The sequence below is a fragment of the Haloferax chudinovii genome (assembly GCF_042663345.1).
GTDB lineage: Archaea > Halobacteriota > Halobacteria > Halobacteriales > Haloferacaceae > Haloferax > Haloferax chudinovii.
Genome location: NZ_JBHTAB010000004.1, coordinates 42,086 through 68,864 on the forward strand (window position 1 = coordinate 42,086; position 26,779 = coordinate 68,864).

Below are 26,779 nucleotides of genomic sequence, written 5' to 3' on the forward strand. Positions count from 1 at the left end.
TGTTTCGTTCGTGTTCCCGGCTCGTACATTCATTTCTAGCGGAGGCAGATACAAGACCGAAAGGACGCTTCACCGCGCCATTTACGCCCGATGAGCACATACGTGCAACCTATGAAGAAAAACGAACTCATCCACGTACACACACTGCTCGTGGAAATCGCCACCGACTACCGCGACCGCGGGGTGCTCACGAGCGCCGACCTCGAACCGTACCACCGACTGGGAATCGGCCCGATGGCCCTCCGGGACTGCCGCGCCGACCACGAGCGGGCCGTCCGAACGCTCACGACCGCCCTCGCGGTCTGTGCGGCCCGCGACCTCGACCGCGACGCTGAGGGGGTGCCCGGCCGACACCTGCTCGCGTCCGACGAGGCGGCTGGAACGGACACGGACCAGCACGCCACGTCGTACTGATTTTTTCCAGGGCCGGCGCTCGAACAGCGGCGGCACCGCCCGACGGATGGACCTAAGAGCGCCCGGTGAGACGCCCTCGGTATGCGACTCGAAGACTACTGGGGCGTCGGTCCGAAGACCTCGGACCGACTCGAATCGGCGCTCGGCAGGGAGGGGGCGGTCGCCGCCATCGAGTCGGCCGACGTGCGGGCGCTCGTCGACGCCGGCGTCACCCGCGGGCGGGCGGTTCGAATCCTCCGCCGGGCCGACGGGCAGGGCGGCATCGACGCGCTGTCGACCCGCGACGCGCGCGACGTGTACGACGACCTGCTGTCGCTGGCGAGCGACCGCGCGCTGACCGAACACGCCGCCGACCGCATCCGCGTCCTGACGCCGCTTCCGACCGTCGGGGCCCGGCGCGACCGCCTCGACCGCATCCTCGCGGCGCGGGAGGCGTGGGCCGACCTCGACGACGAGGCCCGCGAGGCCGTCGAGGAGGCGTTCCGCGACTACGACGACGCCGGCGAGACCGAGCGCGCCGCGGTCCGCGCCGCGCTCGAACTCCGCGAGGCCGGACTTCGCGGCGAGCCGTTCGACGCGCTGGCGGAGGCAGACCCCGACGCCCTCCGCGACGCGCTCGGGGCGCTCGGCTACGTCGACAACGGCGGTTCGGTCGCCGCGGGTGCCGACGACCGCCTCGACAGCCTGCGGAGCCGGCTCGAAACCGCGACCGAGCTTCGCTCCGGCTCGTTCGACCTGCTCGAAACCATCCAGTCGCGGGGCGTCCGCTCGCTGGACGACTTCCGCGCCGCGTTCGTCCAGTACGTCGCCCAGGAGACCGACCTCTCGCGCGGCGAGGTCGAGGCGGTCGCCGCCGAGGACGCCCGCGACGCGACCGACTTCGTGAGCGCGTCGCTCCGGGCGCTCGTCGAGGAGCTCGAAGCCGACGTCGCCGCCCGCGAGGAGACCGTCGCCGAGGAGCTTCGGGACCGCATCTGGGCCGCCCGCGACGACGTGGACCTCGCGGTCGAGGCCGTCGACGAGGTGGCGCTGTCGCTGTCGCTCGCGCGGTTCGCCGACGAGTACGACCTGACGCCGCCGGACATCGCCGAGACCGGGCTGGCGGTCTGCGGCGCGCGGAACCTCTTTCTCGACGACCCACAGCCCGTCTCGTACGCCGTCGGCGACCACGAACTCGCGTGCGCGTCGGGGCCGACACCGCCGGTCGGCGACCGCGTGTCGGTCCTCACGGGGGCCAACAGCGGCGGGAAGACGACGCTTCTGGAGACGCTCTCGCAGGTCGCCATCCTCGCGTCGATGGGGCTTCCCGTGCCCGCCGAGTCGGCGGTCGTCGGCCGGTTCGACTCGGTCGTGTTCCACCGCCGGCACGCGAGCTTCAACGCCGGCGTGCTCGAATCGACGCTCAAGTCCATCGTCCCGCCGCTGTCGGGCGACGGGCGGACGCTGATGCTCGTCGACGAGTTCGAGGCCATCACCGAGCCCGGTCGCGCGGCCGACCTGCTCAACGGACTGGTGAACCTCACCGTCGAGCGCGACGCCTTCGGCGTCTACGTCACGCACCTCGCGGACGAGCTGAGTCCGCTCCCGCCGGAGGCGCGCATCGACGGCATCTTCGCCGAGGGGTTGACCGACGAGTTGGACCTGCGCGTGGACTACCAGCCGCGGTTCGGGACGGTCGGCAAGTCCACGCCGGAGTTCATCGTCTCGCGGCTGGTGGCGAACGCCCGCGACCGCGCCGAGCGGCAGGGCTTCGAGGCGCTGGCGGCGGCGGTGGGCGAAGAGGCGGTACAAAAGACGCTGTCCGACGCCGAGTTCGTCGGCTGACGCGACGCGGCGTCGGAGGGGCTAGCGGCGGCGTGCGTTCTCGTCGGGGGCGCGGCGACCGAGTCGGCGGCGACTCAGCACATCTCGTCGAGCGAGACGAACGCGTCGGCATCGGCGGTCAACCACGCCTCCATCCGGTCGCAACAGCTGTCGCGTCGGGGGTAGACGGTGACCTGGTCCGGACTCCCTCGATAGGAGACGACGACGCTATGGAGGAAGCGGTCTCCGGTGGTATCCGCGTCGGCGCGGTCAGCGGTCCCTGCAACCGAGTTCTGAGATGCGGGCAGTTCGGACATTCGCCGTCACGTATACAAACGCGACCGTGATTACATAACCTTCACTAAGTGTGGTAGGCATTGACAATATCCGTGGGTTACAAAACGTTGCACCAAGTGGGAGTACGGAGTGATACATAGCGGCGTTCGCCGACGCGCAGGTGTGGATTCCACAGTTTCGCGGCGTCGGCCGCGCCGTCGGGCGACTTCTGCCGGCGGAGACGGGTTGAAGTACCCGGCACCGCCATCTGGGTGTCGATGGTCGATCCCACGTCCGATTTGGAAGCGAACGTAGACCCCGAAGACGCCCCGACCTGCGCGACCTGCGGGGAGCCGATTGCGAACAACCCGACGCACCGCGTCGTCACGTGGGTCGAAGACGACGCTGTGCAGGCGCGGCACTTCTGCGACGACGACTGCCGAGACGCGTGGGACGACGAGCGGTAGCCCCTTCTGACGGTCGTTCCGCGGGTCGTGACCCCTGTCGCGGCTACTCGACCGACGACCAGAACCGGTCGAGGCCGAAGCCGAGCATGTCGGGACTGACGGGTCTGAACTCCTCTCGCTCCTGTTCCGGCAGGTAGCCGCGGACGCCGTTCCACGAGTCGCGGGCGTACCGGGCGTCGACGAAGACGCGGACGCCCACCTCGTCGGTGCCGCGGATGACGCGCCCGATGGCCTGTCGCGCCTTTCTGACCGCGGGGACGGTCAGGGCCGTCTCGAACCCGTCGCCGAACTCGCGGTCGTAGGCGGTCTTCACCGCGCGGGTTCGCGGCGACGACGTGTTGATGAGCGGGACGCCGCAGACGACGGCCGCCGAGAGCTTGTCGCCGCTGTAGTCGACGCCCTCGGTGAGGGTGCCGCGGAGGCTCGTCACGAGCACCTTCCCGTCGCCGCCGAAGAAGTCGCGCTTGAGTCGCTCTGTGGCCCCGTCGTCGGACGACTCGTCGAGGAGCACGGGCTTGCCGACGCGGGCTTCGAGCGCGCCCGCCATCCACTCCGCCTCGGCGTAGTTCGGCATTCCGACGAGGACGTTCCCCGGTGACCGCTCGCACACCTCGACCGCGGCGTCGGTGTACGCGAGCCGCGTCTCGTTTTCCTCGCCGGGCGGGCCGCGGTTGCTGTGGGTGAACTTCGGCACGTCGACGGCGAAGCTCGCGCGGTTCGACTCGGGGAAGCCGAGGCCGAACGTCCGCTCGGCCACCGGGCGACCGTCGTCGGCGAGGGCGTCGAGACCGGTCACGCGCCGGAACACGTCGATGGGTTCGAGCGTCGCGCTCATGAGGACGCCGCCGCCGAAGTCGCCGAGGCGCTCGGCGATGGCCTCGCCGGGGACGCAGTTGTGGACCGACAGCCGAGCGTTGTACGCGCGCCGCCACGACTCCGGCGGCTCCATCTCGTCCCACGTCCGTTCGAGCTCGATTTCGCGGAAGTGCTTTTCGTGGTCAGCGTAGGCCCACGTCGAAAGCGCCCGCCCCGCCGCGGGGGCGGCCCGGCGCTTGTCGTCGTCCTCCACCGAGTCGAGGATGCGGGCGACCGCCGAGCCGGTCGCCTCGGCGCGGACCCACGTCCCCTCGTCGTGGCCGTTTTCCTCGGCCCACTCGGTGAGTTCGTCGACGCCGGGTTCCTCAGGGTCGCGGAGCGGGAGCTCCTCGTCTTCGAGTTCGGTGAAGTCGGCGCGCCAGCCGACGTACTCGCGGTCGAGATGCGCGGTCACGCGGCGGTCGAGTTCCTCCCGGAGGTCGCGGATGAAGTCGCGCGTCTCCTCCAGTTCGCGGAGCGTCACGTCGGCCTCCTGTAGCTCCCCGCGGACGAGCTCGGCGTCGACGGTGGATTTGCCGGCGTCGTCGAACGCCACGGGCTGGATGACGCGCGTGAACTCGCTTTCGGCGTCGCGGAGCGTCCGGTCGCCGACGCCGACGGAGACGAGGTCGCGGACGCGGGGTTCGAGCATGTGCGCCTCGTCGCAGATGACGAACGTCGAGTCGTCGACGAGCGCGCCGGTGAACGTGCCGACGGTCGTCGGGTCGAACGCGTGGTAGTAGTTGCCGACGACGACCTCGACGTGGGGCAACAGCGCGCCCATCACGGAGTGGGGACACGACCCCGCGCCCGCGGCCAGCGAGACGAGGTCCTCGGTCCCGATGAGTCCCTGCTCGTCGAACTCGAACGGCACGGCCTCGATTGGGTCGCCGTCTTCGGGGAGGTCCGCGAGGAAGTTCGCGTAAAAGGGGCAGTACTCCACGTCCTCGTACTCCGGCATCGACGTCGGGTACGGCGTCGGGTCGCCGGCGGTTTCGAGGTAGTCCGGCCCCGCGGTCGTCGAACCGGTGTCGAGCAGGCCGGTCTGTTGCTCGCGGGCGTCCTCGGCGAGCGCCTCGGCGCTGGTGCGGCCGCCGTCGCCGACGAGCCCGCGGGTCCGGTCGCGGAGGGCCTCACAGCGGTCGTAGACGGTCGCGTCGTCGATGCCGCCACAGCCCTCGCGGCTGTAGGGACACACGTCGGATTTGCCGACGAGCGTGAGCCCCGAGACGGGTTTCCAGTCGCTCGGGAGGCTCTCGTTGATGGTTCGGAGGTCGGCCTCGAACTGCCGGAGCTGTTGTTTGACGCTCGTGAGGACGAAGACGCGCTCGTAGTCGGAGTCGGGGTCGCGGACGAGGTCGATGCCGGCGGTGAGCGCGAGCATCGTCTTGCCGGTCCCGCACGCGCCCTCCACGACGGCGAAGCCGTCGTCTCGGGCGGTCTGTATCGCGGTCTCGATTCCGTCGGCCTGCTCCGGGTACGCCTCCGGGTGGCCGAACACCTCCTGCCAGGTCACGCTCTGTGGTCCAGTTGCGACGGCCATAGGGGTGTCGGTGAGTGGTCGCGGACCCGTACTTGAACGTTCGCGCGAGGGTTGGCGTCCGGGTTGGCGACGCTATTCGAGGAACGCGGAGATGACTTCGGCAACCGCCTCGCGGTCGTCGGCGTCGCCGCCGACGCAGACGACGAACGGCGCGGCGGCGGCGTACACCTTCATCTCGCGGCCCTTCTCGGAGTAGCGGGTGTCGGCAACGCGGACGAGGTCGGCGTCGACGAGGTTTCCGAGGTGGTGACGGGCGTTCTGGACGGAGGTGTCGACCCGCTTCGAGAGTTCGGTCGCCGTCGCGGGCGACTCCTGCAGACACGAAAGCAGGTCGCGGGCGGTGTCACAGGAGAGGCTTCCGAGGAGTTGCGCCGTCCCGTCGTCGTCGAGCCAGTGAACCCGAGGGTCGGCCTCAGCGCTCGTATCGACGGCTCCGTCGGACGGTCGCAACCCTGACACGTGACTGATATTTCTGGAGGGAGAAGTAAATCGTTTCGGCCGTCAGGCGCTCGTCGGCTCGGCCCGGTCGACGCCGGGCAGTCGGTTCACCGCGTAGAGGACGACGAGCGCGGCGACGAACACCGCGAGGCCGCCGGCGAGCGTCCGGAAGACGGCCTCGAACGCGTAGTTCGCCTCGGTCAGGAAGCCGACCGCGCCGCTCCCGTTGGCCTCCAAGAGGAGCGCCGCGCCGCTGAAGACGGCGTAGGCGCTCCCGCGGGCGTCGCTCGGTAGCGACGAGAGCATGAACGTGTCCAGCGCCGGAAACAGGCTGTGGATGACGTAGCCGAGCACCGCGACGACGACAGCGACGGCGACGAAGCCCTGCGCGTACGTCAGGGCGACGAGCGCGCCGATGAAGGCGACGAGCAGGCCGAAGATGTAGGGGACGTGCGGGAGGTTGTCCGCGAGGCGACCCGACAGCGAGAACGCGGGCACGCCCGCCGCGAAGACGATGGTGAGCATCGTGCTCGCGGTGGCGGCGTCGAACGCCTTCGCTTGGGTCATGTACGACACGAGGAAGTTGAAAAGCCCCTGCCAGACGAAGCCCGCGGGCGCGATGAGGAGGATGCCCGTGAGGATGAGTTTCCAGTGGCCGAGCGCGGCGGAGAAGTCGCGGTCCGCGCCCGTGCCGGCCCCCGCGCTCCCGTCTCGGGAGACGGCGTAGAGGAGGAGCGTCACGAGCGCGCCGGCGGCCGCCAACACCCAGAACGTCTCGCGCCACGAGTACGACGCGAGGATGAAGACGACGACGGGTGCGGCGACGACGGCGGCGACCTGACTGGCCGCGCCGTGGATGCCGACCATGCGGCCGACCCGCTCGGGGAACAGTTCGCCGACGAGCGGGGTCGCGGAGACGAAGTACGCGCCCGAGGCGAGGCCGAGGCCGAACGCGCCGATTTGGAGCGTCAGCACCGACGTCGCGCTCGCGGTGAACCCCGCGGCGACGACGAGGAGCGTGCCCGACCCGAGGACGACCTTCGACCGCGAGACGCGCGTGAGGAGGTAGCCGACGGGGATGCGCGGGATGGCGGTGCCGAGCCAGACGAGGCTCGTCACGACGCCGATGGTCGCCGGGCCGACCGAGAACTGGGTCTGGAGCGTCTCGACGAGCGGCGGGAACGCGACGCGGCCGAAGTTGACGAGAAAGACGAGTCCGCAGAGAGTTCCGAAGAGGCGGCGAGTCACTACCTCGGGGTTCAGCCGCCCCCGAGTCAAACGTTGCGAATCCGACCCGCGACCACATGTGTTAACGCGCCGCCGGGCCAACGGAGGCGTATGATTACGAGTCGACGCATGGCCGCGGTCGACCTGAACGCCGAGGCGCTCGGCGTGCCGCGGAAACAGCTCATGGAGTCGAGCGGGAACGCCGTCGCGCGGGCGTGTCGCGACCTCGCGGACCCCGGCGCGTCGGTCGCAATCGTCGCCGGCCGCGGCAACAACGGCGGCGACGCCCTCGTCGCCGCGCGGTTCCTGACGGCGTACGACGTGACCGTCCACCTGCTCGGTCGCCCCGAGACGATTTCGACCGACATCGCCCGCGAGAACTGGGACGCCCTCGTCGCGGGCGAGGCCGACCGCCGGACCGTCACCGACTCGACCGCGTTCGACCTCGGCGACCCGGACCTCGTCGTGGACGCGATGCTCGGAACCGGCGTCACCGGCGCGCTCCGCGAGCCCGAGGCGACGGCCGCGCGCGCCGTCAACGAGTCGTCTGCGGCCGTCCTCGCGGTGGACGTGCCCTCCGGCGTCGACGCCGACACGGGCGACGCGGCGGGCCTCGCGGTCGACGCCGACCGGGTCGTCACCTTCCACGACGACAAGCCCGGCCTCGGCGACCTCGACTGCGAGGTCGTCGTCGCCGACATCGGCATCCCCGAGGCCGCGAAGTTGTTCACCGGCCCCGGCGACCTCCTCGCGCTCGACCGCGACCCGAAGAGCCACAAGGGCGACCACGGCGACGTGCTCGTCGTGGGCGGCGGCCCGTACACCGGCGCGCCCGCGCTCGCCGCGCAGTCGGCCCTCAGAGCCGGCGCGGACCTCGCCCGCGTCGCCTGCCCCGAGGCCGTCGCCCGCGAGGTGCAGGGCTACTCCGAGAACCTCATCGTCCGCGGCTTTTCGGGCGACCGACTCGCGCCCGACCACGTCCCGGACCTCCTCGACTTCGCCGCCGACCGCGACGCGGTCGTCTTCGGCCCCGGCCTCGGCGACGCCGACGAGTCGCTCGCCGCGGTCCGCGAGTTCCTCGCCGCCTACGACGGGACCGCCGTCGTCGACGCCGACGCCCTGCAGATCGTCCCCGAGGTGGACACCGAGGCGACCCTCATCTGTACGCCCCATCAGGGCGAGTTGCAGACGATGGGCGGCGAGACCGACGCCGACTGGGAGGCCCGGAGCGACCTCGTCCGCGGGTTCGCCGCCGACCTCGGCCACACGCTCCTCGTGAAAGGTGCGTACGACGTGGTCTCCGACGGCGACGCGGTCCGGGTCAACCGAACCGGGAACCCCGGCATGACCGTGGGCGGCACCGGCGACGTGCTCGCGGGCGCGGCCGGCGCGCTCGCGGCCGTCCTACCCCCGCTCGACGCGGCCGCTGTCGCGGCCTACGCGAACGGCCGCGCGGGCGACCTCGCCGCCGAGGCGTTCGGCGGCGGCCTCGTCGCCACCGACCTCTTGGAGCGACTGCCCGCGGGCCTCCGAGGTGACGAAGAATGAGCGACGAACGCGTCGGTGCGGAGTCGAACGAGTCGGGCGACGGCGACGACAGCGACCTGACCCACGTCGACGAGGAGGGTAACGTCCAGATGGTCGACGTGGGCGCGAAGCCCGACAGCCGCCGCCGGGCGGTCGCCCGCGGAACCATCCACCTCAGCGCCTCGACGGTTCGGGCCATCCGCGACGACGAAATCGGGAAAGGAGACGTGTTGGCGACCGCGCGAATCGGCGCGATTCAGGCCGTCAAACACACGTGGGAGACGATTCCGATGTGCCACCAGATTCCCATCACGAACGTCGACACCGAGTTCGAGGTGGCCGACGACTCTGTCACGCTCTCGGTCACGGTCGGGACGACCGGGAAGACGGGCTGTGAGATGGAGGCGTTAGAGGGTGTGACGACCGGCCTCAACGTCGTCTGGGACATGGTGAAAGCCGCGGAAAAAGACGACGACGGACAGTATCCGGGGACGCGCATCTCGGACGTCGAAGTCGTCACGAAGGAGAAAGCGACGCTCGAGTGAGTCGGGTCGGGGGTCCGGCTTTCGCCGTCCGCGCCGAGGCGGGCGGCTCAGACGGCCCGACTCAGGCCGAGTCGGCCGGCACGGAGAGGTCGGCGGCCTTCGCCCGCGCCTTCTCGACGATTGCCGGTCGCGCCTCGAACTCGACGTGGACCTGTTCGCCCTCGTACTCCTCGGTCTCGACGTGGGCGTGGTCGTAGAGCCACGAGACGAGACTCATCGTGTCGTCGGCCATCGGCAACAGGAGCCGCTCGCGCTTCCACGGGGGCAGTTCGTCCTCGACGCGGGCGGCCAGTTCCTCGACGTTCTCGCCGGTCAGTCCCGAGACGGCGACGGGGTTGGGCGCGAGCGCTGACAGCGCCGCGCGCTTTTCGTCGAGTTCTCCGGCCGCGACCTTGTCCACCTTGTTGAACACGGTCACGATGGGCGCTTCGTTGCGCTCGTAGAGCGTGTCGTGGCTCGTGACGAGCTTCTCGCGCATCTCCTCGACGGGCTCCGAGGCGTCCACGACGAGCAACACGAGGTCGGCCCGGTAGACCGAATCGAGCGTGGACTTGAACGACTCGACGAGCCAGTGGGGGAGGTCCGAGACGAAGCCGACGGTGTCGGTGAGAAGCACGTCTCGCTTGCCCGTCTCGGCGCGGCGCGTGGTCGTCCCGAGGGTCGTAAACAGCTTGTCCTGGGACTCCGCGGTCGGGTCGAGGTCGGGGTGGAGGTCGTCGTTCTGGCCGACTTCGAGGTCGGCGGCGAGCCGTCGCATCAGCGTCGACTTCCCGGCGTTCGTGTAGCCCGCGAGGGCCACGAGGTCGAAGCCGGACTCGCGGCGCTGTTCGCGCCGGGTCTCCTCTTTGTCCGCGATGGCGTCCAGTTCGTTCTTGATGCGCGAAATCTGGGCCTTGATGTCCTGCTCGCGGCTCTCGTCGTACTCGCCGAGCCCCATGAAGCCGGGGCGCTCGTCGCGCTTCGCCAGCGACGCCTTCGCCTCGGCGCGCGGCAGTTCGTAGCGGAGCTCGGCGAGTTCGACCTGCAACTGCGCCTTGCGGGTGTTCGCCCGCTGGCCGAAGATGTCGAGGATGAGCGTGAAGCGGTCGATGACCTCCGCGTCGTCGGGGAGCTTCTGGGCGATGTTGTACGTCTGGTAGGGGCCCAGTCGGTTGTCGAAGACGACGGCGGCGGCGTCCTCGCGCGCGACGAGCGACGCTAACTCGCCGACCTTTCCCTCGCCGAAGTGGAACGCGGCGTCCTCCTCGCGGGTCTGGGTGAGTTCGCCGACGACCTCGTAGCCCGCCGCGCGGGCGAGGTCGGATATCTCCGTGAGGTCGGCGTCTCCGCGGTCGACGCGCTTCGCGACGATGACGCGGCTCATCGCCGCACCTCGATTGTGGGGTACGTTGCCTGCACTGTGTCAGTCGGTACTAGCCGCCGGAGGCACTTAAGCCCCGCTCGGCCGGGGTCACGCGTCGAGATGGCGTCCCGTCACCTCCCGTTCCATGGCCGCGTTTGGACGCCGGGACTCTTGTAGGTTGCCCGGGCGCGACCTGACAGTACGGTGACGGCGACAGTCGCCCCACAAATCACTTATATCGACGGACGGGTTGTTCGCCGTATGGACCCCTTACAACTGAGCATCGACCCCCAACAGCTCGGCATCGAGTTCGGGAGCGGGGCCGTTATCGGCGGTATCATCGGCTTCGCCGCGAAGAAAATCGCGAAGCTCATCGCCGTCATCGTGGGCCTCGAACTCGCCGTGTTCAAGTTCCTCGAATCGCGGGGCATCATCACCGTCGACTGGGAGCGCCTCACCGGCGGCCTCGTGAGCGCCACGCAGGACGCCGCGACCGGCGCGCCGCCGGACTGGATATCGACGGTGCTGTCGACCCTGTCGATCTCCGCCGGCTTCTCGGGAGGCTTCCTCGTCGGCTTCAAGAAGGGGTAGTTCGCGTTCGGGACTCGCCGACGCGCCTCAGAGTTCGTCTTCGTCCTTGACGATGCGCGTCTCGGCCATGCCGCTCGTGATGTTGTTCACCTTGTCGTAGAAGTCGTTTTGCATCCCCGCGGGGAACGTGATGACGCCGACCCACGAGCCGTCGTTCTGCCACTCCTCGCGTTCGAGGTCGCCGTAGCTCCGAATCTGCGCCTGTCCGCTCCCGGCGTACTCGGCGGGGAGTTGGACGGCGACGGTGACCTCGGCGAACTTGATGGGCAACACGGGGCGGAGCGCGTCGAGGGCGTCGTCGACCTGCGACTCGACGGGTTCCATCGGGTCGATTTTGAAGCCGGCCTCCTCGAGCGCGCGCTCGATTCGCTCCGGCGGGTGCGGCGAGTCGTTCATCTGCGGGTTCACCGCGTTGCGCGCGATGCGGTTGATGAGCGACTTGCGCTTCTGTTCTTGCATCTCGCGGCGCTGTTCGGCCGTGATCTGAATCTCCCCTTTCTTGACGACCTCGGGGATTATCTCCAGCGGGTCGGTCGTTCCGAAGACCTCTTCGAGGTCGTTCTCGGCGGGGCGGTCGCCGCGGGAGGCGTCCTCGAACACGTCTTCGGCGGCGATGACCTCTTCGAGGTCGCCGTCGAACTCGCCGCGCTTTATCGAGAGCGCCGCGTCGGGGTCGATGAGCACCTCGAACCGCGCGCCGTGCGATTCCAGGCGGGCCGTGACTGCCTCGTCGAGTGAAATCATAGGTTCCGATACTCTCTCCGTGGTAAAAAGCCCTCGCCGACCAACCTCCCCGACAGCGTCTCGCGAAATTCGCCGCGACCTCGTTCGGAGCAATCGTTATGCTCGCCCGCACCCCACGTCTCGGTATGAGTTCGCAGACGTCGGAGAAGTCCCTCGAAGAACGGCTCGACCTGTTCATGCGGCGGAACTTCCCCCAGATAGAGATGCACGGCGGCGACGCGGGTATCGAGGCCATCGACGAGGAGACCGGCGAGGTGTGGATTTCCCTCACCGGCGCGTGCTCCGGGTGCGGTATCTCGCCGATGACGATTCAGGCGCTGAAGGCGCGCATGGTCGCCGAGTTCGAGGAGCTCGACGCGGTCCACGCCTCGACCGGCGGCTTCTACGACGACGAACCGGGCGCGGGGTTCGAACCCGACGTGTCCGACGCACCGTTCTGAGCGGCGTGCTGACTCCGCTTTTCGCGAACCCCCCGACGAGCGACGACGCCCCGAGCGCGCGCCGCGCCGTCGCTCACAGCGACCGAAAAACGAAGAATAGGGCCGAGCGGAGCGGACGCCGGCTTACGCGGCCGCGTCGATGATGTCGACGAGGTCCGCTTTGCTCTGGACGCCGATGACCTCTTTGACCTGCTCGCCGCCGGCGTAGAACTGCAGGGTCGGGACACTGCGAATCCCCTGCTCGCGGGCCAGCTCTTGGAGTTCGTCGATGTCGACCTTGGCGACGACGGCGTCGGTCTCCTCGGCGATTTCCTTCACGGTGGGTTCGAGCATCTTACACGGGCCGCACCAGTCAGCGTGGTAGTCCACGAGGACGACCGCGCTGTCGGCGATGAGTTCGTCGAGTTGGTCCGAACTCTCGATATGGACGGGCGCATCGGTTGTCTTCGGAGTGCTCATATCTCCACGTATCGGCGCGACACTCTTACCCATTGCGCCTGTTTGCGTGGCGACGCACGACCGCGAGACTCCGCGTTCGCGGCGAAAACGGCCGGATTCGGGGGACGAGGCTCAACAGTCGTAGGTCAGGAGCACCCCGTCGTCGACCCGCTCTACGTCGCGGAGCGACAGTCGGGGGAAGTCGGTGACGAAGCCCTCGCCGTCGGCGAGCGTCGGCGCGTCGCGGCCGCCGATGACCATCGAGCCGACGTAGAGTGTGAGCTCGTCGACGAGGTCGGCCTCGAACAGCGAGAAGATGAGTTCGCCGCCCCCCTCGACCATGAGCCGGTCGACGCCGCGCGCTTCGAGCGCGTCGAGGGCGTCGGGGAGTGACACCCGCTCCGCGCCCGCGACGACGAGTTCAGCGCCGGCGGCTTCGAGCGCCTCGCGGCGGGCGTCCGGCGCGGCCTCGGAGACGAGCACGTAGGTCGTCGCCGCGTCGTCCAGAATCCGGGCGTCGGTCGGGGTCCGAGCGCGCGAGTCGGCGACGACCCGCGCGGGGTGCGGCGGGTCGCCTCGGTCCTCGCGGGCGGCGACGAGGTCGGGGGCATCGAGCGTGAGATGCGGGTCGTCGGCGAGGACGGTCCCGACGCCGACGGCGACGGCGTCGGCGGCCGCGCGAATCTCGTCCACGCGAGCGAAGTCGTCGTCGCCGCTTATCCTCACCTGCTCGCGGCGGCGCGAGGAGAGCTTGCCGTCGAGGCTCGCGGCGGCGTTGACGTGGACGTGCATACTCGCGGCTCGTCGCCGCGGCGAAAACGCCTTTCGGTGAGGTGCCGTCGCAGTATTGCCGGGCAGGAATTAAATAGGCCTCTGTGGTACATTGTGGCATCTATGACTGCCAAGGTCCTGATGCTGGGGTGGGGGTTTCCGCCGAACGTCAGCGGCGGGCTCGACACGCACGTCGGCGAGATGTTCGAGCGGCTCGAAGACCGCGAGGACGTGGATATCGAACTCGTGCTCCCCGCGGAGTACGCGCCGGACCGCGAGGGCATCGTGGGCGTTCCGACGGGCGAGGGTGACATCATCACCCGCATCGGGCGGCTGGGGTCGACGTTCGCGGAGCGCGCCGCCGACGCCGACATCGTCCACACCCACGACTGGTTCGGCTACGGACCGGGGTCGCGCGCGAAGTCGAACAACGAGGACGTAGAGTGGGTGACCACGTTCCACTCGCTTTCGTCCGACCGCAACATCGACCCGCCACAGCGGGAGGTCGAGACAGAGCGCCGAATCGCCGAGCGCTGTGACCACCTGCTCGCGGTGAGCGAACTCCTCGCGGGGAAGGTCAAATCGGAGTACGGTGGCGACTGCCACGTCATCTACAACGGCTTTTCCGAGTGCGAGACGACGGGCCGCGACCTCAAGGCGGAACTCGGTATCGACGGGAAGATGCTGTTTTTCGTCGGCCGGCACACCGACCAGAAGGGTATCGCGCATCTCGTCTACGCGATGGAGAAACTCGCCCGCGACGACGTGACGCTCGTCATGGGCGGGTCGGGCCACCTCACCGCCCAACTCAAGCGCTTCGCCGAACTGCTCGGCGTCGAAGACCGCATCAAGTGGGCCGGCTACGTCCCCGAGGAGGCGCTCGGCGACTACTACGCCTCGGCGGACCTGTTCGTCTCACCGTCGCTGTCCGAACCGTTCGGAATCACAATCGTCGAGGCGCTTTCGACCGGCACCCGCGTCGTCGCCACGGAGAGCGGCGCGGCGGAGGTCCTCCCGGAGGACTGCGTCATCGAGGTCGAACCCGACTCGCGCTCTATCGCCGACGGCATCGAGTACGGCCTCTCGCTCGACGGCGAACCGGAGTACGAACCGTACACGTGGGACCGCGTCGTCGACGAGACGGTGGACTACTACCACCGCATTCTCGACGCGGACGCCGACGACTCGGCCGGCGCGGAGAGCGAAGTTGACGCCGGCGACGCGGACGCCACCGAGTCCGACGCGAACTGACCGTCGAACTCGGGGGTCAGCACGCTGGCTCAGCAACCGACGGCATCGGAACTCAGCGGAGGAGTCGCACGTCGGTCACCGGCTCGGGGTGACGAATCCGGTAGCCGCCGCGGGTGGGCACCATCCCCTCTCGCGGCATCGTGCCGCGGGCGGACTGGTACGGCGAGTCGTCGGTCTGGACCGACTGGTACGGCGAGTCGTACGCCGACTGGTAGGGGCTGTCCGACGACTGGTACGCGCTGTCGGCCGCCGCCTCGGCGTCGAACCCCTCCGGCGGGAGGTAGATTCGCTCGCCGGACGCCGAGCGGACGACGACCGCGCTGTCCTTGTCGCCTTCCATCACGATAGTCGTCCAGCCGTCTTCGATGGTCACGGAGAAAGAGACCTCCTCGTCGGCGTTGCCGGCGTCCAGGCCCTCGTCGTTCGACATACGAGTTCAACTGGTACGCGAGCACTTAGTGATTCGCCCGCGGCCGGCCGCCCGGCCGCCCGGCAACACTTTTTATCCGGCCGGGGCGAATCCCGACTCGATGGAACTCGACCAGCATGCCGAGGAGCTTGCCTCCGCCCTCGGTATCGACAAAGAGGAGGTCAAATCCGACCTGCAGAACCTCCTGCAGTACAGCGTCCCGCTCGACGAGGCGAAACAGAGCGTCCGACGGAAACACGGCGGCGGAAGCGCCGGCGGGAGCGACGGCGCGCCCGCGACGAAGCGCATCGCCGACATCGACCCCGACGGCGGCAACGTCTCGGTGACGGTCCGCGTGCTCACCGTGGGCACTCGCTCTATCGTCTATCAGGGCGACGAACAGACCATCCGCGAGGGAGAACTCGCCGACGAGTCCGGCGTCATCTCCTACACTGCGTGGCAGGACTTCGGCTTCGAGCCGGGCGACTCCGTCGTCATCGGCAACGCCGGCGTCCGCGAGTGGGACGGCAAGCCCGAACTGAACATCGGCGCGTCCTCGACGGTCGGCGTGGAGTCCGAGACGGTCGAGACGCCCTACGACGACCGCATCGGCGGCGAGGCCGACCTCATCGACCTGCAGGCCGGCGACCGCGGCCGAACCGTCGAGGTCCGCGTCCTCGAAGTCGACTCGCGCACCATCGACGGCCGCAACGGCGAGACGACAATCCTCTCGGGCGTCGTCGCCGACGAATCCGGGCGGCTTCCCTTCACCGACTGGGCACCCCGTCCCGACGTGGAGGAGGGCGCGAGCGTCCGCCTCTCCGACGTGTACGTCCGCGAGTTCCGCGGCGTGCCGCAGGTGAACCTCTCGGAGTTCACGACGCTCGACGTGCTCGACGACCCCGTCTCCGTGACGGACTCCGCGCCGCGGCTGAACGTCGGCGAGGCCGTCGACGCCGGCGGGATGTTCGACGTGGAACTGCTCGGCAACGTCCTCGAAGTGCGCGACGGCTCCGGGCTCATCGAACGCTGTCCCGACTGTAGCCGCGTCGTCCAGAACGGCCAGTGCCGCCAGCACGGCGAGGTCGACGGCGAGGACGACATGCGCGTGAAGGCGATTCTCGACGACGGCACCGGCACGGTGACCGCTATCCTCGACCGCGACCTCACCGAGGAAATCTACGGTGGGACGATGGCCGACGCGATGGAGGCCGCCCGCGAGGCGATGGACAAGGAGGTCGTCGCCGACGACATCGCCGACACGCTCGTCGGCCGCGAGTACCGCGTCCGCGGGAACCTCTCGGTGGACGAGTACGGCGCGAACCTCGAAGCCGACGAGTTCGAGGAGACCGACGACGACCCGGCCGAACGCGCGGCCGCCCTCCTGACGGAGGTGCGCGCATGAGCGCCTCGCCGGTCGTCGGCACGCGGGAAATCGCCTACCGCGTCTTCGCCGCCGAGTTCGACGACGCGTCGCTGTCGTACTCCGAGAGCGACGAGGAGCGCGCGCCGAACTACGTGGTCACGCCAACCGGCGCGCGGCTCAACCGGACGTTCGTCGCGGGCGTGCTCACCGAGGTCGAACACGTCAACGACGAGGTGCTCCGCGGGCGCATCGCCGACCCGACGGGCGCGTTCGTCACCTACGCCGGCCAGTACCAGCCTGAGCCAATGGCGTTTCTCGAGGGCGCGACAGCCCCGGCGTTCGTCTCGCTCGCTGGCAAGGCCCGGACGTACGAACCGGACGACGCCGACGTGGTCTACTCCTCGGTCCGCCCCGAGAGCGTCAACACCGTCGACGCCGACGTGCGCGACCGCTGGATTGTCTCGGCCGCCGAGGCGACCCTCCGCCGCATCGCGGTGTTCGACGAGGCGCTGTCGATGCCCTACCGCGGCGACGACCTGACCCGCGCGCTCGAAGCCCGCGGCGTCGACCCGACGCTCGCGGCGGGCGTCCCCCGCGCCATCGACCACTACGGGACGACCCGAACCTACCTCGACGCCCTGCGGGAAGTCGCGATTCAGGCGCTCGAACTCGTCGCGGGCGACCGCGACCAGGTGGACCCCCTCGACGTCGCCCCCGGCGACGGCGGCGACGGCGGCGACGCGGTGCTCGGCCCGCTCCCCGAACTCGACCTCGAACCGGCCGAGAGCGTCGACATCGAAGTCGGCGAGGCGGACGCGGACGAGGGCGACGAACTCGGCGAACCGGAGGCTGACGCCGGTGAGGCGGAAGCCGAACCGGACGACTTCGAGGCCGAATCCGACGAGGAGACCGCCGACGAGCCGGAGCCGGAACTCCTCGACAGTGCCGAGTCCGAGGCCGACTCGGAACCTGAATCCGAGCCCGTCGCGGAAACCGAGTCTGAGCCGGAGCCCGAGCCGGAACCGGAACCAGTCGCCGCCGAGACGACGGCCGCGACCGAGAGCCAGCCGGAGGCGTCCGAGCCGGCCCCGGAGAGCGAGCCGTCCGCGACGGCCGAATCCGAATCGGTCGAAGCGGCCGACCTCACGTCCGAACCCGAACCGGCGACCGACTCGCTCGACGTCGATTCGGAGCCCGACTTCGACGCCGGTGCCGACGACGGCGCGCTCGGTGACTTCGAAGACGACGCCCCCGACGCGGGCGCGACCGACGCCGATTCGCTCGACGAGTCGGGAAGCGAAACTCTCGGCGACTTCGACGACGGGTTTGACGACCCCGACGACGGGTTCGACGACCCCGACCCCGAACCCGAGGCGGACGCACCGGACGCACCGGACGAACCGGGCGCCACGGCCGACGAGTCGGCGACCGACGCGGAGACCGACGCCGACGACTCGGTCGACCCCGACGGGATGTACGAACTCGACGAGGACGAGCGGGCCGAAATCGAGTCCGAGTTCGGCACGGAGTTCACCTCCGGCGCGGACGTCGACCCCGCCGGCGAGGCGGATATCGACGTGCCAGACGCCGACGACCTCTCCGACCAACTCGAAGACGAGTCCGTCGACGCCGAACCGGAGGCGGAACCCGACCCGAAACCCGCGGCTGACGCCGCCGCGGAACCCGAATCAGCGGCCGAATCCGAGCCTGAACCCGAACCCGAATCCGAACCCGGGGCTGACGCGGCGTCGGACGGGAGCGAAGACGAGGCCGACGCCGACGACTCCGCCGCGGACATCGACCTCGAATCGGTCGTCGTGGACGCCATGGACGACCTCGACGGGGGTGACGGCGCGACTCGCGACGAGGTCGTCGCCGCCGTCGTCGACGAGTACGGCTCGGACCCCGGCGCGGTCGAAGACGCCATCCAGGAGGCGCTCCTCGGCGGTCGGTGCTACGAGCCGCAGGACGGCGTGCTGAAGGCCATCTGAGGCCGTGCCCGGACCGCTCGTCGAACCGATTCCCGGCCATCCGGCCGCGGTGGCGCGGACGAGCAGGCGCGGGTTTCCCGAGCGCTCGCTCGTCGTCGCCGACTACCACGCCGGTATCGAGGCCGGTCTGCGGTACGAACGCGGGGTGGAACTCCCGTCGAAGGCCGCGGTCCGCCGCGAGCGCCTGCTGTCGCTTCTCGACCGGACCGACGCCGACCGACTGGTCGTCCTCGGCGACCTCGGCCACCGCATCGGCGACCCGAAGGGAGACGAGGCCGAGGAACTCCGCGACCTCGCGGCCGCGGTGGCCGACCGCGCCGAACTGACGGTCGTCCCCGGCAACCACGACGGCGGTCTCGCGGGCTTTTTCGGCGACGACGTGGAGGTGACCGACCCCGCGGGCGTCCGCCTCGGCGACGTGGGCTTTTGCCACGGCCACACGTGGCCCTCGCGGGAGGTGCTCGCCGCCGACGTGGTCTGTTCCGCCCACGAACACCCGGCGGTCAGACTGGAAGACGAGGTCGGCGGCGCGCGGAAAGAGCGCGTCTGGCTCCGGGGTTCTCTCGCTCCCGCGGTGTTCGCGGAGCACTACGAGGTCGACCCCGCCGAGGTGACGCGGCCGGACACCGAACTCGTGGTGTTTCCGGCGTTCAACGACACCTCGGGCGGGACGTGGGTCAACGTCCCCGGACAGGGTTTTCTCTCGCCGTTCCTGCCCGCCGGCCTCGCGGACGGCGAGGCCTACCTGCTCGACGGCACGCGGTTGGGCGACTATCGGAACGTCTGAGTGAGTCCGTTCGTCGCGGTCGGCAGAACCCGCGGCCCCGCCTACGCGAAAACGAACGTGAGGGTACCGAGGACGAACACGGAGACGGCCGTCACGTTGGCGAGTCGTTGCCAGCCGGCCCACTCGCGGAAGAACTCCGGCACGCCCTTCTCTCGTTCTCGAACGGCGTAGCCAACGAACCAGAGGGTCGAGAGCACAAGCACCGCGGCGAAGACGAGTTGCCACGCCGCGAGGTCGCCTCGCCGGTTGCCGAGGGCGATGAGTAGGTTCCCGGCGGTGAATCCCGCCTGCGACAGCCAGAACGACCGCTCGGGCGTCACGTCACCACCGAGTACAGTTGGAGGGCGACGCCGAAGGCGTAGAGCGCCGCGGCGGCGATAACGAGGTAGACGAGCGGACTCCAGTCCGTCGGAACTCGGGCGCGGTCCGGATCCCGGAGGGCGACGACCGACGCGTACACGACGGTGACTGCGCCGGCGGCCGCGACCACGGTTCCGATGTCGGCGCCTCCCGTTGCGAGGTCGAGCGCGGTATCGACGGCGGCGGAGAGCCCGAAGACGACGAGCGCGAACCAGTAGACTCGTTTCGGGGACACGCCCGAAATTGCTCCACGAGCGACATGAGTATCCCGGTGGGGACCGCCCCGAGCGGTGCGCTTAATCGCCTCGAACCGTAAGCTCGGGCGATGCCAGACGGCGAGGCCGCCGCCGGAATGGACGCCTTCGCGACGCTCTCGTCGCCCGTTCGGAACGCGCTCTCGGATCGGGGATTCACGACGCCGACAGAGCCACAGCGTCGGGCGATTCCCCCGCTTTCGGACGGGAAAGACGGCCTCATCATCGCGCCCACGGGTACCGGCAAGACGGAGACGGCGATGCTCCCGGTCTTTTCGGCCATCGCCGACGCCGAGGACCGGTTCGGGATTTCGGCGCTCTACATCACCCCGCTTCGGGCGCTGAACCGCGATATGCGCGGGCGGCTCGACTGGTGGGGCGAACAGCTCGACGTCGACATCGACGTTCGCCACGGCGACACCACGCAGTACCAGCGCCAGAAGCAGGCGAACGACCCGCCGGACGTGCTGGTGACGACGCCCGAGACGTTGCAGGCGATGCTCACGGGGAAGAAGCTCAGGACGGCGCTGTCGGACGTCCACCACGTCGTCGTCGACGAGGTCCACGAACTCGCGTCGGCGAAGCGCGGCGCGCAGTTGACAATCGGGCTGGAGCGCCTCCGCGAGTTGGCCGGGCCGTTCCAGCGAATCGGCCTCTCGGCGACGGTCGGGTCGCCCGACGAGGTCGGGAAGTTCCTGACCGGCGGCCGCCCGTTCGAGGTCATCGAGGTCGACGTGGACAACCGCGTCGAGTTCGAGGTGGTTCGCCCCGAGGTGACGAACGAGGACGAGGCGCTGGCCGGAAAGCTCGCCACCGACCCGGAGATAGCGAGCCACGTCCGGACGATTCGGGAGGTCGTCCGCGACCACGAGTCGGTGCTCGTCTTCGTCAACACCAGACAGACCGCGGAGGCGCTCGGCTCGCGGTTCAAGACGCTCGGCGACCCCATCGAGGTCCACCACGGCTCGCTGTCGAAGGACGTGCGAATCGACGTGGAAGACCGCTTCAAGGCCGGCGAGTTGGACGCGCTCATCTGCACGTCGTCGATGGAACTCGGCATCGACGTGGGCCGGGTGGACCACGTCGTCCAGTACAACAGCCCGCGCGAGGTGTCGCGGCTCCTCCAGCGGGTCGGTCGCGCGGGCCACCGCTCGGGCGTCGTCTCCCGCGGGACCGTCGTTACCGACCACCCCGACGACACGCTCGAAGCGCTCGCCATCGCCCGGCGGGCCGTCTCCGGCGAGGTCGAACCCGCCCGCGTCCACCACGGGAGCCTCGACACCGTCGCCAACCAAATCGTCGGCGTCGTCATGGACGACGGTGACGTGTCGGCCCGCCGCGCCTACGAGATTATCACGCGGGCGTACCCCTTCCGCGACCTCGCCGAGGACGACTTCCGCGCGGTCGTCCGCGAACTCTCCGGAAACCGTCTCCTCTGGCTCGACGAGGACAAGGACCTCCTCGAAAAGTCCGGCGGCACGTGGCAGTACTTCTACGCCAACCTCTCGATGATTCCCGACGAGGAGACCTACGACGTCCACGACATCTCCTCGCGCCGGCAGATCGGGACGCTCGACGAGAAGTTCGTCCGCAACTTCGCCGCGCCGGGGGCGACGTTCATCCAGCGCGGCGAGATGTGGCGCGTCAACGACGTGGACGACGAGGAGGCGCGGGTGAACGTCTCGCCCATCGAGGACCCCGGCGGCGAGGTGCCGTCGTGGGTCGGCTCGGAGATTCCGGTGCCCGCGCCGGTCGCCGGCGAGGTCGGCGAACTCCGCGACGTGGCCGCGCCGCAGTTCGCGTCCGGGGCCGACCGCGAGGCCGTCGCCCGCGACATCGCCATGCGCTATCCGACCGACGAGGCCACGGTCAGGTCCGCGCTCGGCCCCATCGAGCGGCAGGTCGAGGTCGACGCGCCGATTCCGACCGCGACTAGGCTCGTCCTCGAAGGCTCGCCCCGGAAGGTGACGCTGAACTCGCCGTACGGCCACCGGGTAAACGAGACGCTCGGTCGGCTCCTGTCGGCGCTCATCGGCCAGCGCACCGGCTCCTCGGTCGGCATGGAGGTCGACCCCTACCGAATCGAGTTCGATGTGCCGGGAAAGGTCCGCCCGACGACGTTCGCCGAGGTGCTCCGCGAGACCGACCCCGACCACGTCGAGGCCCTGCTCGAACTCGCGCTCAAGCGGTCGGACTCGCTGAAGTTCACGCTCGCGCAGGTGGCCGCGAAGTTCGGCGCGCTCAAGCGCTATCAGGGGAAGGGCCGCTTCGGCGGCGACCGCCTCCTCGCCGCGCTGGAGGACACGCCCGTCTACGACGAGGCCGTCCGCGAGGTGTTCCACACCGACCTCGCCGTCGCGGAGACGGTCGAACTGCTCCGCCGCGTCCGCGACGGCGACGTGGAACTCGCCGTCGCCCGCGAGCCGACCGCCATCGGTACCGGCGGCCGCGGCTCGGGAACCGACCTGCTCGTCCCCGAAAACGCCGACGCGAGCGTCATCGAGACGGTCCGCGACCGGATTCAGAACGACCGCGTGCTGTTGGCGTGTCTCCACTGTAAGGACTGGACTCGCAAGACGAAAGTCAAGCGCGTCCGCGAGCCCGTGACGTGCCCCGAGTGCGGCGCGACCCGCGTCGCCGCGCTCAACCCGTGGGACGACGAGACGGTGAAAGCCGTCCGCGCGCCGGAGAAAGATGACGAACAGGAGCGACTGACGAAGCGGGCGTACCGCTCGGCGAGTCTGGTGCAGGCCCACGGCAAGCGGGCGGTCGTCGCGCTCGCGGCCCGCGGCGTCGGCCCGCACAACGCCGCGCGCATCATCAACAAGCTCCGCGAGGACGAAGACGACTTCTACCGCGACATCCTCGAACGGGAGCGCGAGTACGCCCGGACCCAGTCGTTCTGGGACTGACGGAGCTGATTCGGTTTTCTCCGGTTACTCCGCGATGGCCCACTCGTCGAGAATCTCGGTCGTCGCGGCCGCCAGCGCCTCGAAGTCCTGCATCGAGATGCCGTCGGTCGTGACGAAGACGCCGAAGTCCTCGACGGTGATGCGGACGAGATAGCCGTTTTCGAACACGCGAATCGTGTACTCGTAGTCGCCGAGCTCGGACCCGCGGTAGGCGTCTTGGGTCATCTTGAAGTCGTGCCACTCGTTGCCGATAAAGGAGTTCAGGTCGGCCTCCTGTTCGAGGTCCTCGCGGAGGTACACCTGCACGTAGTCGAAGCGGTTGAAGTACGTGAGCGAGCGGAGGCTGTCGCCGACGGCCGTGCGGCAGACGGTGACGAGCTTTTCCTCTGCTTCCTCGGGGAGGAGATTGGACATCGATTCAGCCTGTGGGAGCGAGTGCCAAATAGGCGGCGGCTTCGGCAGTCACGGGGTGCGAGCTGAGACGCGGCGGGCGTCCGCGACCGTGTTCGTTCTGCCGTTTCTCGGCCACAACGTCGGCGTCGGCGAGGAGGCGAGGTCGATACTCGAACGGCCGAGACGCACGGCGACAGAATCGTCTTCGTCCACGAGGCGAGCGTCACGAGCGAGATGATTCGCGCGGCGCGCGCCCGATGGGACCTCCGCGTCGAGACCTACGACACCGAAGCGGAGCTTCACAAGCGCATCCGTCTGTTCGTCCCGGACGTGATGAACCGCGAGCTACACGGCGACTTGGACCGGCCGGACTGACGCTTTCCCACTTCTGTTAATCGGTACCACTCAACACATTAAATACAATTTACAAGAGTGCGACGAACGACTCGTCATGGCCGACGACGCCCTCGGACTGGCGATGTTGGACCGGGTTCGCGGCTGTCTGCGCGCCCCCTGTGTCTACCGCGCCGGCGACGACGCCGGAGCCGCCGCGGGTGACGCGCACGTCTACGAGAACTATCTCGTCCCGTCCGAGCGGTGGCCCGCCGCGAGGCACGAGTTCGTCGATTCGCTTCGAACGCCCGTTCTCGACGTGGGGTGCGGCGCGGGCCAACACGCCCTCGCCGTGCAGGAGCGCGGCGAGGTCGTCGGCTTCGACGTGAGTCCGAACGCGGTGCGCGCGGCCCGCGAGCGCGGCGTCGAGGCGGCGGTCGTCGGCGACATGTTCGACCCGCCGGTCGAAGCGAGCCGGGCGGGTTCGTCGGCCGGCGGCTTCGAGACGGTGCTCGCCAACGGGACGCAGGTCGGCCTCGCGGGGTCCCCGGCCCGACTCGTCGACCTGCTCGCGTCGTTTTCCGACCTCGTTTCGGCGACCGGCGAGGTCGTCGTGGACTCGTACGACCCGACGCGCATCCACCCCGAGCGCTTCTTCGGCTACCGGCCGGACCCGCGGGCGGGCGTCGCCCGGCGGTCGTTCCGCGTCGAGTACGGCGACCTACGCGGGCCGATGCTCGACTTCGTTCTCGTCTCGCCCGCGCGACTCCGGGCGGTCGCTACCGAGGCGGGCCTCGACGTGCGCGAGGTGACCGTCCCGAACGCCGAGTCGAGTTACTATCGGGCGCGACTGGCGTGAGCCGGGTCGGTCGTGGCGGCACCTCGGGAGGGGGAGCCGGTGAGCGCGTCCCACTCCCGCCGGGCCTTCCGCCGCCACGCCGCGTTCACGACACACCCACGTTACGAGTGAACATAGCACAGAGACGCGGCGAGACGAGATAATCTCGCAGTGAGCGGGAACGGCGTTCCTCGGCGGTCGCCGCTCTCAGACCTGCGTCGGCGAGACCGATTCGAGCGCCGCGTCGAAGTGCGCGCGGGTGATGCGCACCTCGTCGGCGTGGTCGTTCGCCTCGGTGCCGTCGTAGGCGTCGGCCACGTCCTGAATCGCCCGGAGCGCGGCCTCGCGGCAGACCGCGGCCACGTCGGCCCCGGTGTAGCCGTCCATGTGGGCGGCCACGTCGCCGAGGTCCACGTCGGTGCCGAGCGGCTTGTTTCGGACGTGCACGTCGAGGATGGCGCGGCGCGCCTCGATGTCGGGGGCGGGGACTTCGACGTGGGTCTCCAGCCGACCGGGGCGGAGGAGCGCGCGGTCGAGCGCGTCCCGGCGGTTCGTCGCCGCGAGGACGACGAGGTTCGGGTTGTCGGCGGCGTTGTCCATCTCCGTCAGCAGTTGCGAGACGACGCGTTCGGTGACGCCCGAGTCGGACCCGGCGCTGTCGCGGTCGGTGGCGATGGCGTCTATCTCGTCGAAGAAGACGATGCTCGGCGCGGCCTGTCGGGCGCGGTCGAACACCTCGCGGACGGACTTCTCGGACTCGCCGACGTAGCGGTCCAGCAGTTCGGGACCGGCGACGTGGATGAAGTTGACGCCGCTTTCGGCCGCGATGGCGCGGGCGAGCATCGTCTTGCCGGTCCCCGGCGGGCCGTGGAGGAGCACGCCCGTCGGCGGGTCGGTCGACGCCGCCTCGAACAGCGGCGCGTAGGTCAGCGGCCACGTCACCGCGCGTTCGAGCGTCCGCTTCACGTCGTTGAGGCCGCCGACGCCCTCGAACCCCTCGGTCGGTTGCTCGGCGACGTACTCGCGCATCGCCGAGGGTTCGACCGTCGCCATCGCCGACTCGAAGTCGGCGCGCGTGACGGTCATGTCCGCGATGGCGACCCGATTGTCTCCGCCCTCGCTTCCGCTTCCACCGCCGCCCTCGCGGCGGACGCGCCGGAGCGCGGTCATCGCGGCCTCCTTAGCCAGCGATTCGAGGTCGGCACCGACGAAGCCGTGGGTTCGGGAGGCCAGCCGGTCGATGTCCACGTCCTCGGCGAGGGGCATCCGTCGGGTGTGTACGTCGAGAATCTCGCGGCGGCCCGCCTCGTTCGGGACGCCGATTTCGATTTCGCGGTCGAAGCGGCCGCCGCGGCGGAGCGCCGGGTCGAGGCTGTCGACGCGGTTCGTCGCGCCGATGACGACCACGTCGCCGCGGGCGTCGAGTCCGTCCATGAGCGACAGCAGTTGGCCGACGACGCGGTTTTCGAGGTCGCCGCCGTCGTCGCGCTTCGAGGCGATGGAGTCTATCTCATCGAAGAAGATGATGGCCGGCGCGTTCTCGCGGGCCGACTGGAACACCTCGCGCAGTTTCTCCTCGGATTCGCCTTTGTACTTCGAGAGCACCTCCGGCCCGGAGATGGTGGTGAAACTCGCGTCGACCTCGTTGGCGACGGCCTTCGCGATGAGGGTCTTGCCGGTCCCCGGCGGGCCGTGGAGGAGGACGCCCTTCGGCGGTTCGATACCGAGATGGGCGAACACCTCGGGCTCGGACAGCGGGAGCTCTATCATCTCGCGGACGAGGTCGAGTTCGTCGTCGAGGCCGCCGATATCCTCGTAGGTGACGCCCGTCGCCCGGCCGCGGCTCGCGCCGTCGCCGTCGTCGCCGCCGGTCACGCTCTTGACGGCGTCGCGGACGGTCTCGCTCGCGCCCTTCGAACTGGTCGCCGTCACCGAGACCGCCGTCGCGTCGGTGACGCGGACCACGCCCTCCGGGCTGGTCCCGCTGACGACGAGCGCGGCCCCGCCGAGTCGCTCGACGCGGACGCGGTCGCCCTCGCGGAGCGGGCGGTTCCGAAGCTCCGCCTTCACGACCTCCTCGATGGTCTCGCGGTCCACGCTGGTCCGCTCGAAGGCGCTGGGCCCGGCGAGCGTCACCGAGCGCGCGTCCTCGACGTCGATTTTCCTGACGCGGACGCTGTCGCCGATTTTCACGCCGGCGTTGGCCCGCGTGTCGGCGTCGACGAGCATCTCGCCGGCGGGCGCGCCGGGGCCGGCGGGCCACATCTTTGCGACCGTCTCTCGGGACCCCTCGATGACGACCGTCTCGCCGCTGAGCACGCCGAGTTCTCGGCGGGCGACCTCGGGAAGGCGGGCGATGCCGCGGCCCGCGTCGCGTTTCTCCGCGGCGCGGACGACGAGCGTCACCCCATCTTCAGACATGCCACCCAGTTCGCCCGCTCGACCCTTGAGGGTTCGCCCGGAG

At 69.6% G+C, this 26,779-nt stretch carries 26 protein-coding genes and 1 pseudogene; 14 read left to right on the forward strand and 13 right to left on the reverse strand.

Annotated elements, in window-relative coordinates; translation table 11 throughout:
* Positions 1 to 111: 111 nt before the first annotated feature.
* Together ACFQI8_RS09355 and ACFQI8_RS09360 are read left to right on the forward strand one after the other, a co-directional pair.
* Positions 112 to 414: a UPF0058 family protein gene (locus tag ACFQI8_RS09355; RefSeq protein ID WP_390244116.1), complete on the forward strand. Its 303-nt coding sequence runs from the start codon at positions 112 to 114 to the stop codon at positions 412 to 414.
* Positions 415 to 495: 81 nt separating this feature from the next.
* Positions 496 to 2,238 (forward strand): DNA mismatch repair protein, encoded by a 1,743-nt coding sequence (locus ACFQI8_RS09360; protein WP_390244118.1) that lies wholly within the window; start codon positions 496 to 498, stop codon positions 2,236 to 2,238.
* Between the two features lie 74 nt (positions 2,239 to 2,312).
* On the opposite strand, the gene ACFQI8_RS09365 is transcribed toward ACFQI8_RS09360, so the two are convergent.
* On the reverse strand, positions 2,313 to 2,534 hold the full coding sequence (locus ACFQI8_RS09365) for a DUF7511 domain-containing protein (protein WP_390244120.1): 222 nt from the start codon (positions 2,532 to 2,534) through the stop codon (positions 2,313 to 2,315).
* A gap of 237 nt (positions 2,535 to 2,771) precedes the next feature.
* Here ACFQI8_RS09365 and ACFQI8_RS09370 point away from each other — a divergent pair, with 237 nt between their 5' ends.
* Positions 2,772 to 2,960 (forward strand): DUF7576 family protein, encoded by a 189-nt coding sequence (locus ACFQI8_RS09370; protein WP_390244122.1) that lies wholly within the window; start codon positions 2,772 to 2,774, stop codon positions 2,958 to 2,960.
* 43 nt (positions 2,961 to 3,003) lie between these two features.
* Here ACFQI8_RS09370 and ACFQI8_RS09375 read toward each other — a convergent pair whose 3' ends face one another.
* The 3 genes from ACFQI8_RS09375 to ACFQI8_RS09385 all read right to left on the reverse strand — a co-directional run bounded on the left by ACFQI8_RS09375 (position 3,004) and on the right by ACFQI8_RS09385 (position 7,044).
* The gene (locus ACFQI8_RS09375) at positions 3,004 to 5,358 is read right to left on the reverse strand and encodes an ATP-dependent DNA helicase (protein WP_390244124.1); all 2,355 of its coding nucleotides are present in this window, start codon (positions 5,356 to 5,358) and stop codon (positions 3,004 to 3,006) included.
* Between the two features lie 72 nt (positions 5,359 to 5,430).
* A complete protein-coding gene (locus tag ACFQI8_RS09380) occupies positions 5,431 to 5,817 on the reverse strand; it encodes an ArsR/SmtB family transcription factor (protein WP_390244126.1) in 387 nt (128 codons plus the stop codon).
* A 42-nt stretch (positions 5,818 to 5,859) separates the two neighbouring features.
* Positions 5,860 to 7,044 carry an MFS transporter gene (locus ACFQI8_RS09385; protein WP_390244128.1) on the reverse strand — a complete coding sequence of 395 codons (1,185 nt, stop codon included), beginning with the start codon at positions 7,042 to 7,044 and terminating at the stop codon, positions 5,860 to 5,862.
* Positions 7,045 to 7,134: 90 nt separating this feature from the next.
* Between ACFQI8_RS09385 and ACFQI8_RS09390 the strand changes: the two genes are divergently transcribed.
* Positions 7,135 to 8,571, forward strand: a complete 1,437-nt coding sequence (locus tag ACFQI8_RS09390; protein WP_390244130.1) for an NAD(P)H-hydrate dehydratase — start codon at positions 7,135 to 7,137, stop codon at positions 8,569 to 8,571.
* Positions 8,568 to 9,095, forward strand: a complete 528-nt coding sequence (gene moaC, locus ACFQI8_RS09395) for a cyclic pyranopterin monophosphate synthase MoaC (RefSeq protein ID WP_390244132.1) — start codon at positions 8,568 to 8,570, stop codon at positions 9,093 to 9,095. The genes ACFQI8_RS09390 and moaC overlap by 4 nt, the downstream gene beginning before the upstream one ends.
* A gap of 61 nt (positions 9,096 to 9,156) precedes the next feature.
* On the opposite strand, the gene hflX is transcribed toward moaC, so the two are convergent.
* A complete protein-coding gene (gene hflX, locus ACFQI8_RS09400) occupies positions 9,157 to 10,458 on the reverse strand; it encodes a GTPase HflX (RefSeq protein ID WP_390244134.1) in 1,302 nt (433 codons plus the stop codon).
* A gap of 240 nt (positions 10,459 to 10,698) precedes the next feature.
* Between hflX and ACFQI8_RS09405 the strand changes: the two genes are divergently transcribed.
* Positions 10,699 to 11,028: an FUN14 domain-containing protein gene (locus ACFQI8_RS09405; RefSeq protein ID WP_004043593.1), complete on the forward strand. Its 330-nt coding sequence runs from the start codon at positions 10,699 to 10,701 to the stop codon at positions 11,026 to 11,028.
* Positions 11,029 to 11,055: 27 nt separating this feature from the next.
* Here ACFQI8_RS09405 and ACFQI8_RS09410 read toward each other — a convergent pair whose 3' ends face one another.
* Positions 11,056 to 11,772, reverse strand: a complete 717-nt coding sequence (locus ACFQI8_RS09410; protein WP_390244136.1) for a ribosome assembly factor SBDS — start codon at positions 11,770 to 11,772, stop codon at positions 11,056 to 11,058.
* A gap of 125 nt (positions 11,773 to 11,897) precedes the next feature.
* Here ACFQI8_RS09410 and ACFQI8_RS09415 point away from each other — a divergent pair, with 125 nt between their 5' ends.
* A complete protein-coding gene (locus ACFQI8_RS09415; RefSeq protein ID WP_390244138.1) occupies positions 11,898 to 12,212 on the forward strand; it encodes a NifU family protein in 315 nt (104 codons plus the stop codon).
* 123 nt (positions 12,213 to 12,335) lie between these two features.
* On the opposite strand, the gene trxA is transcribed toward ACFQI8_RS09415, so the two are convergent.
* Both trxA and ACFQI8_RS09425 read right to left on the reverse strand, forming a co-directional pair.
* Entirely contained in the window at positions 12,336 to 12,671 is a 336-nt protein-coding gene (gene trxA, locus ACFQI8_RS09420) for a thioredoxin (RefSeq protein WP_390244140.1), read from the reverse strand.
* 111 nt (positions 12,672 to 12,782) lie between these two features.
* Positions 12,783 to 13,442 carry a 2,5-diamino-6-(ribosylamino)-4(3H)-pyrimidinone 5'-phosphate reductase gene (locus tag ACFQI8_RS09425; protein WP_390244142.1) on the reverse strand — a complete coding sequence of 220 codons (660 nt, stop codon included), beginning with the start codon at positions 13,440 to 13,442 and terminating at the stop codon, positions 12,783 to 12,785.
* A 120-nt stretch (positions 13,443 to 13,562) separates the two neighbouring features.
* Here ACFQI8_RS09425 and ACFQI8_RS09430 point away from each other — a divergent pair, with 120 nt between their 5' ends.
* Positions 13,563 to 14,672 (forward strand): glycosyltransferase family 4 protein, encoded by a 1,110-nt coding sequence (locus ACFQI8_RS09430; RefSeq protein WP_390244565.1) that lies wholly within the window; start codon positions 13,563 to 13,565, stop codon positions 14,670 to 14,672.
* A 52-nt stretch (positions 14,673 to 14,724) separates the two neighbouring features.
* Here ACFQI8_RS09430 and ACFQI8_RS09435 read toward each other — a convergent pair whose 3' ends face one another.
* Positions 14,725 to 15,102, reverse strand: coding sequence for a DUF7510 family protein (locus tag ACFQI8_RS09435; RefSeq protein ID WP_390244144.1), 378 nt, complete (start codon positions 15,100 to 15,102; stop codon positions 14,725 to 14,727).
* A 100-nt stretch (positions 15,103 to 15,202) separates the two neighbouring features.
* Here ACFQI8_RS09435 and ACFQI8_RS09440 point away from each other — a divergent pair, with 100 nt between their 5' ends.
* From ACFQI8_RS09440 to ACFQI8_RS09450, 3 genes are read left to right on the forward strand one after another with little or no spacing between them, the layout of a single operon-like run.
* Complete coding sequence (locus ACFQI8_RS09440) at positions 15,203 to 16,486, forward strand: Single-stranded DNA binding protein (RefSeq protein WP_390244145.1); 1,284 nt, start codon at positions 15,203 to 15,205, stop codon at positions 16,484 to 16,486.
* Positions 16,483 to 18,438, forward strand: a complete 1,956-nt coding sequence (locus ACFQI8_RS09445) for a rpa-associated protein (RefSeq protein ID WP_390244147.1) — start codon at positions 16,483 to 16,485, stop codon at positions 18,436 to 18,438. Before ACFQI8_RS09440 ends, ACFQI8_RS09445 begins: the two co-directional genes overlap by 4 nt.
* 4 nt (positions 18,439 to 18,442) lie before the next feature.
* Complete coding sequence (locus ACFQI8_RS09450) at positions 18,443 to 19,225, forward strand: metallophosphoesterase (protein ID WP_390244149.1); 783 nt, start codon at positions 18,443 to 18,445, stop codon at positions 19,223 to 19,225.
* 41 nt (positions 19,226 to 19,266) lie between these two features.
* Here ACFQI8_RS09450 and ACFQI8_RS09455 read toward each other — a convergent pair whose 3' ends face one another.
* The gene (locus ACFQI8_RS09455) at positions 19,267 to 19,545 is read right to left on the reverse strand and encodes a hypothetical protein (RefSeq protein ID WP_390244151.1); all 279 of its coding nucleotides are present in this window, start codon (positions 19,543 to 19,545) and stop codon (positions 19,267 to 19,269) included.
* A complete protein-coding gene (locus ACFQI8_RS09460; protein WP_390244153.1) occupies positions 19,542 to 19,820 on the reverse strand; it encodes a hypothetical protein in 279 nt (92 codons plus the stop codon). The genes ACFQI8_RS09455 and ACFQI8_RS09460 overlap by 4 nt, the downstream gene beginning before the upstream one ends.
* Positions 19,821 to 19,910: 90 nt before the next feature.
* On the opposite strand from ACFQI8_RS09460, the gene ACFQI8_RS09465 reads away from it, so the two are divergent.
* Positions 19,911 to 22,751, forward strand: coding sequence for a DEAD/DEAH box helicase (locus ACFQI8_RS09465; protein ID WP_390244155.1), 2,841 nt, complete (start codon positions 19,911 to 19,913; stop codon positions 22,749 to 22,751).
* Between the two features lie 24 nt (positions 22,752 to 22,775).
* On the opposite strand, the gene ACFQI8_RS09470 is transcribed toward ACFQI8_RS09465, so the two are convergent.
* On the reverse strand, positions 22,776 to 23,165 hold the full coding sequence (locus tag ACFQI8_RS09470; protein ID WP_390244157.1) for a DUF7522 family protein: 390 nt from the start codon (positions 23,163 to 23,165) through the stop codon (positions 22,776 to 22,778).
* Positions 23,166 to 23,241: 76 nt separating this feature from the next.
* Between ACFQI8_RS09470 and ACFQI8_RS09475 the strand changes: the two are divergent.
* Both ACFQI8_RS09475 and ACFQI8_RS09480 read left to right on the forward strand, forming a co-directional pair.
* Positions 23,242 to 23,519 (forward strand): annotated as a pseudogene (locus ACFQI8_RS09475) (DUF7509 family protein); the annotation flags it as partial.
* A gap of 76 nt (positions 23,520 to 23,595) precedes the next feature.
* Positions 23,596 to 24,336: a class I SAM-dependent methyltransferase gene (locus ACFQI8_RS09480; RefSeq protein WP_390244159.1), complete on the forward strand. Its 741-nt coding sequence runs from the start codon at positions 23,596 to 23,598 to the stop codon at positions 24,334 to 24,336.
* Between the two features lie 186 nt (positions 24,337 to 24,522).
* Here ACFQI8_RS09480 and ACFQI8_RS09485 read toward each other — a convergent pair whose 3' ends face one another.
* Complete coding sequence (locus ACFQI8_RS09485) at positions 24,523 to 26,736, reverse strand: CDC48 family AAA ATPase (RefSeq protein WP_390244161.1); 2,214 nt, start codon at positions 26,734 to 26,736, stop codon at positions 24,523 to 24,525.
* Positions 26,737 to 26,779 lie beyond the last annotated feature (43 nt).

Bases quoted from the DNA above. Each gene is read 5' to 3' on its own strand.
- ACFQI8_RS09355 (WP_390244116.1), top strand. From the start codon at position 112: ATGAAGAAAAACGAACTCATCCACGTACACACACTGCTCGTGGAAATC.
- ACFQI8_RS09360 (WP_390244118.1), top strand. From the start codon at position 496: ATGCGACTCGAAGACTACTGGGGCGTCGGTCCGAAGACCTCGGACCGA.
- ACFQI8_RS09365 (WP_390244120.1), bottom strand. From the start codon at position 2,534: ATGTCCGAACTGCCCGCATCTCAGAACTCGGTTGCAGGGACCGCTGAC.
- ACFQI8_RS09370 (WP_390244122.1), top strand. From the start codon at position 2,772: ATGGTCGATCCCACGTCCGATTTGGAAGCGAACGTAGACCCCGAAGAC.
- ACFQI8_RS09375 (WP_390244124.1), bottom strand. From the start codon at position 5,358: ATGGCCGTCGCAACTGGACCACAGAGCGTGACCTGGCAGGAGGTGTTC.
- ACFQI8_RS09390 (WP_390244130.1), top strand. From the start codon at position 7,135: ATGATTACGAGTCGACGCATGGCCGCGGTCGACCTGAACGCCGAGGCG.
- moaC (WP_390244132.1), top strand. From the start codon at position 8,568: ATGAGCGACGAACGCGTCGGTGCGGAGTCGAACGAGTCGGGCGACGGC.
- hflX (WP_390244134.1), bottom strand. From the start codon at position 10,458: ATGAGCCGCGTCATCGTCGCGAAGCGCGTCGACCGCGGAGACGCCGAC.
- ACFQI8_RS09405 (WP_004043593.1), top strand. From the start codon at position 10,699: ATGGACCCCTTACAACTGAGCATCGACCCCCAACAGCTCGGCATCGAG.
- ACFQI8_RS09410 (WP_390244136.1), bottom strand. From the start codon at position 11,772: ATGATTTCACTCGACGAGGCAGTCACGGCCCGCCTGGAATCGCACGGC.
- ACFQI8_RS09415 (WP_390244138.1), top strand. From the start codon at position 11,898: ATGAGTTCGCAGACGTCGGAGAAGTCCCTCGAAGAACGGCTCGACCTG.
- trxA (WP_390244140.1), bottom strand. From the start codon at position 12,671: ATGAGCACTCCGAAGACAACCGATGCGCCCGTCCATATCGAGAGTTCG.
- ACFQI8_RS09425 (WP_390244142.1), bottom strand. From the start codon at position 13,442: ATGCACGTCCACGTCAACGCCGCCGCGAGCCTCGACGGCAAGCTCTCC.
- ACFQI8_RS09430 (WP_390244565.1), top strand. From the start codon at position 13,563: ATGCTGGGGTGGGGGTTTCCGCCGAACGTCAGCGGCGGGCTCGACACG.
- ACFQI8_RS09435 (WP_390244144.1), bottom strand. From the start codon at position 15,102: ATGTCGAACGACGAGGGCCTGGACGCCGGCAACGCCGACGAGGAGGTC.
- ACFQI8_RS09440 (WP_390244145.1), top strand. From the start codon at position 15,203: ATGGAACTCGACCAGCATGCCGAGGAGCTTGCCTCCGCCCTCGGTATC.
- ACFQI8_RS09445 (WP_390244147.1), top strand. From the start codon at position 16,483: ATGAGCGCCTCGCCGGTCGTCGGCACGCGGGAAATCGCCTACCGCGTC.
- ACFQI8_RS09465 (WP_390244155.1), top strand. From the start codon at position 19,911: ATGCCAGACGGCGAGGCCGCCGCCGGAATGGACGCCTTCGCGACGCTC.
- ACFQI8_RS09470 (WP_390244157.1), bottom strand. From the start codon at position 23,165: ATGTCCAATCTCCTCCCCGAGGAAGCAGAGGAAAAGCTCGTCACCGTC.
- ACFQI8_RS09480 (WP_390244159.1), top strand. From the start codon at position 23,596: ATGGCCGACGACGCCCTCGGACTGGCGATGTTGGACCGGGTTCGCGGC.
- ACFQI8_RS09485 (WP_390244161.1), bottom strand. From the start codon at position 26,736: ATGTCTGAAGATGGGGTGACGCTCGTCGTCCGCGCCGCGGAGAAACGC.